Here is a 3,312-nt window from a genome sequence, read left to right as displayed (position 1 = left end):
GGGCTCTCTTTGTTGTAACCCACCCCGCGCGCCCGCGGGGGGGGGGGGGGGCGCGGCAGCCGGGGGGGGCCCGGCCGGGGACCGCGTTGGGGGGGCCGCCCGGCCGGGGTCACGCGACCCGGCGTCGGCCCGTCAGGCGAGGATCGCGCGACCCTCCGGGGTCAGCTCGGCGGGCACCCACGTGCCCGACGCGTCCCGGCGCGCCGGGCGCAGCAGCCCCGCGTGCGCGAGCTGCCGCGCGGTCACCTGGTCGCTGCACAGCAACCCGTCCACCTTCAGGTCGGGCTCGCTGCTGCGCGTCACCTCGGCCCGGCCGGCCGCGACGGCCCGCAGCAGCGCCCGCGCCCGGTGGTTCAGTTCGTCGTCAGTCATGGTCCTCACCGCCGCCCCCGGAAAACGTGTGCACTTGTCATATCGCCGCGGCGGCCGAAAGTCTTACTCCGGTAGGGTCCGCCCCATGGGGACGGTCACGGCCGTGAGCCGGAGCGGGGAGCACACGTTCAGCAAGCCCACCGAGCAGGCGATCACGCTCGTCGCCGGCCTGGGCGTGAAGGGCGACGCGCACCAGGGCGTCACGGTGAAGCACCGGTCCCGCGTGCGGCGCGACCCGACGCAGCCGAACCTGCGCCAGGTGCACCTCATCCACGCCGAGCTGCACGACGAGCTGACCGCGGCGGGCTTCGCGGTGGGGCCGGGCGAGCTGGGCGAGAACGTGACCACGCGCGGCGTGGACCTGCTCGGGTTGCCGACGGGCACGCGCCTGCGCCTGGGCCCGGACGCGGTGGTCGAGGTGACGGGGTTGCGCAACCCGTGCCCGCAGATCGACGCGTTCCGGGACGGCCTGCTCGAGCGGGTCGTCCACCGCGACGAGGACGGCGCCGTGGTCCGCCGGGCGGGCGTCATGTCGGTCGTGCTGGTCGGCGGCGTGGTCCGCCCCGGCGACGAGGTCCGCGTGGAGCTGCCCGCCGAACCGCACACCGCGCTCGTCCCCGTCTGACCCCGCCCCGGGCGCTACCGTCCGTGCCCGTGACAGGACTTCTCGCGGGCGCGGTCGCGCTCGTCACCGGGGCCAGCGGGCTGATCGGGCGGGGCATCGCGGCGCGGTTCGCGCGGGCCGGGGCGGCGGTCGTCGCGCACGGCCACCGCGGCGACGTGTCGGCGCTCGTCGCGGAGATCACCGCGGCCGGCGGGCGGGCCACGGGGCTGCGGGCCGACCTCGCCGACCCCGACGCGTGCCGGCGGCTGGTGCGCGCGGCGGCCGAGTGGGGCGGACGGCTCGACGCGGTGGTCAACAACGCGGGCGTGCAGCCGGTGCAGGACCTCGCGGGCATGACGGCCGAGCAGTGGCGCGCGGTGCTGGACGTGAACGTGACCAGCGCGTTCGCCTGCACGCAGGCCGCCGCGGAGGTGATGGCGGCGGGCGGGTCGGTCACCCACGTCGCGTCCGTCGAGGGCCGCCAACCCGCCGCCGGCCACGCCCACTACAGCGCGTCGAAGGCCGCGCTCGTCATGCACGCCCGGTCGGCCGCGCTGGAGTACGGGCCGCGCGGCATCCGGGTCAACACCGTCTCCCCCGGCCTGATCGACCGCCCCGGGCTGGCCGAGGAGTGGCCCGACGGGGTCGAGCGGTGGGCGCGGGCCGTGCCGCTGGGCCGGCTCGGCCGACCCGAGGACGTGGGCGACGCCTGCGTTTTCCTGGCCTCGCCGATGGCCTCCTGGATCACCGGGAACGACCTGGTGGTGGACGGCGGGATCACCGCGCGACCCACCTGGTGAGCTATTCACCGCGCCGTGGAAAGGTGAGCAGGCTTATTACGACATCCCGGTGAGATGCGAAATCGGGCGAATACGCGTCACGCGATCGGGTCACCCCGGTGCCATGCGACGAACACGAACCCTCATGGCTTCCCTGTTCGCCTCCGGCCTGCTGGCCGCTCCGCTGCTCACCGCCGGGACGGCGTCCGCCGCGCCGCCGGCCACGGATCTCGTGCTGGCCGTCCACCAGGAGGAGAGCGGGGTCCAGAGCACGCGTCTGACCTGCGATCCCGCTGCGGGCGAGCACCAGGCGGCGCAGGCCGCGTGCGGGGAGATCGCCGCCGCCGGCGGTGACTTCACGCGGCTGGCCGGCACCGATCCGCAGCTGTGCACGTTCGACTACCGGCCGGTGACGGTGGCCGCGTTCGGTTCCTGGCGCGGTGAGCCCGTGCGTTATGTGCAGGAATTCCCGAACCGCTGCGTCATGGAGCAGGAGACCGGCTCGGTCTTCTCGTTCTGACCCCCGTCCGAAAACGCTCCGCGAATAACGACCCCGCGGCCGGAAAACGGTCGCGGGGTTTTCGCGCGCCCGCCGGCCGTCCCGACCGCCGGCTGATGCTTGTCGTTGCGAAGGAGGTTAGCCGCCGGCGACGGGGGTAGGCCGAGGGGGCGAGAGCACGCCGACCGTGAGGAGTCCCGTCGTGGACGAGAACCAGGTGGGTGCGGTCCGCGAGACCGCACAGCAGGAAGGCGCCGCCGTGGCGCAGCACGCCCGGCAGGCCGCCTCGGACGTGGGCGCGACGGCGCGCGAACAGGTCGGGCAGGTGGCCCACGAGGCGACGGGCCAGGCCAAGCACGTCGTGGGCGACATGCGCGAACGCGTCGCGACCGAGGCCGAGGAGCAGGCCCGGCGGGTGTCGCGGCAGATCGACCGGATCGCCGACGAGCTGGGCTCGATGGCCGACAACTCCGGCCCCGACTCGCTGACCGCGGGCACGTTGCGCCAGGTGTCCGACGCGGGCCGCCAGGCGGCGCGCTACCTCGACGAACGGGGTGCGCGCGGCCTGCTGGACTCGGCCCAGGACTTCGCGCGGCGCAAGCCGGGGACGTTCCTGATCGGCGCGGCGGTGGCCGGTTTCCTGGTCGCGCGCGCCGCCAAGAGCATGGGTTCCGGGCAGCCGGGCGGGTCGCGGTCGCAGCACGGCTACACCGACCGGACGCCGACGACGCCGGTGACCACGCCGACCGCCGTGCCGCGGCCGACCGCGACGCCGTCGTCGCCGCTGCCGCCGTCGGAGTACGGCATGCCCGCGCCGCAGCTCCCGTCCGAGCACCCGACCCCCGCGCCGCGCGCCCCCTACCAGCCGGAGGGGACGCGGTATGTCCAGCGCTGAGACCCGCTTGACCGACGACCGGGTGCCCCACAGCCGGGTGCCGGGCGGGGCCGTGCCGGCGCCCGGGGAGGAGCCCTCGCTCTGGGCGTATGGGAGCTCTGCGGGGGTGGTGAAGTGTGGGGGGTGTAGGGAAGGGCATGGATGGGGCGAAGGCGGTTAGATC

At 75.3% G+C, this 3,312-nt stretch carries 5 protein-coding genes; 4 read left to right on the top strand and 1 reads right to left on the bottom strand.

What is annotated here, in order from left to right; genetic code table 11:
- Positions 1–132: 132 nt before the first annotated feature.
- On the bottom strand, positions 133–372 hold the full coding sequence (locus tag ACFXGA_RS39910; RefSeq protein WP_378098321.1) for a hypothetical protein: 240 nt from the start codon (positions 370–372) through the stop codon (positions 133–135).
- Between the two features lie 85 nt (positions 373–457).
- Here ACFXGA_RS39910 and ACFXGA_RS39905 point away from each other — a divergent pair, with 85 nt between their 5' ends.
- The 4 genes from ACFXGA_RS39905 (at position 458) to ACFXGA_RS39890 (ending at position 3,149) form a co-directional block, all read left to right on the top strand.
- The gene (locus tag ACFXGA_RS39905) at positions 458–997 is read left to right on the top strand and encodes an MOSC domain-containing protein (RefSeq protein WP_378098318.1); all 540 of its coding nucleotides are present in this window, start codon (positions 458–460) and stop codon (positions 995–997) included.
- A 29-nt stretch (positions 998–1,026) separates the two neighbouring features.
- A complete protein-coding gene (locus ACFXGA_RS39900; protein WP_378098315.1) occupies positions 1,027–1,776 on the top strand; it encodes an SDR family NAD(P)-dependent oxidoreductase in 750 nt (249 codons plus the stop codon).
- Between the two features lie 103 nt (positions 1,777–1,879).
- Positions 1,880–2,275 (top strand): SSI family serine proteinase inhibitor, encoded by a 396-nt coding sequence (locus tag ACFXGA_RS39895; RefSeq protein WP_378098313.1) that lies wholly within the window; start codon positions 1,880–1,882, stop codon positions 2,273–2,275.
- Between the two features lie 181 nt (positions 2,276–2,456).
- Positions 2,457–3,149: a hypothetical protein gene (locus tag ACFXGA_RS39890; protein ID WP_378098310.1), complete on the top strand. Its 693-nt coding sequence runs from the start codon at positions 2,457–2,459 to the stop codon at positions 3,147–3,149.
- The last annotated feature ends 163 nt before the right edge of the window (positions 3,150–3,312 follow it).

Source organism: Actinosynnema sp. NPDC059335 (assembly GCF_042752395.1).
Classification (GTDB): domain Bacteria; phylum Actinomycetota; class Actinomycetes; order Mycobacteriales; family Pseudonocardiaceae; genus Actinosynnema.
This window is presented reverse-complemented; position numbering and strand designations above follow the sequence as displayed.

What these genes read in the sequence shown, in the direction of transcription:
- ACFXGA_RS39905 (WP_378098318.1), top strand. Translation starts at nt 458, where the DNA reads ATGGGGACGGTCACGGCCGTGAGCCGGAGCGGGGAGCACACGTTCAGC.
- ACFXGA_RS39910 (WP_378098321.1), bottom strand. Translation starts at nt 372, where the DNA reads ATGACTGACGACGAACTGAACCACCGGGCGCGGGCGCTGCTGCGGGCC.
- ACFXGA_RS39895 (WP_378098313.1), top strand. Translation starts at nt 1,880, where the DNA reads ATGCGACGAACACGAACCCTCATGGCTTCCCTGTTCGCCTCCGGCCTG.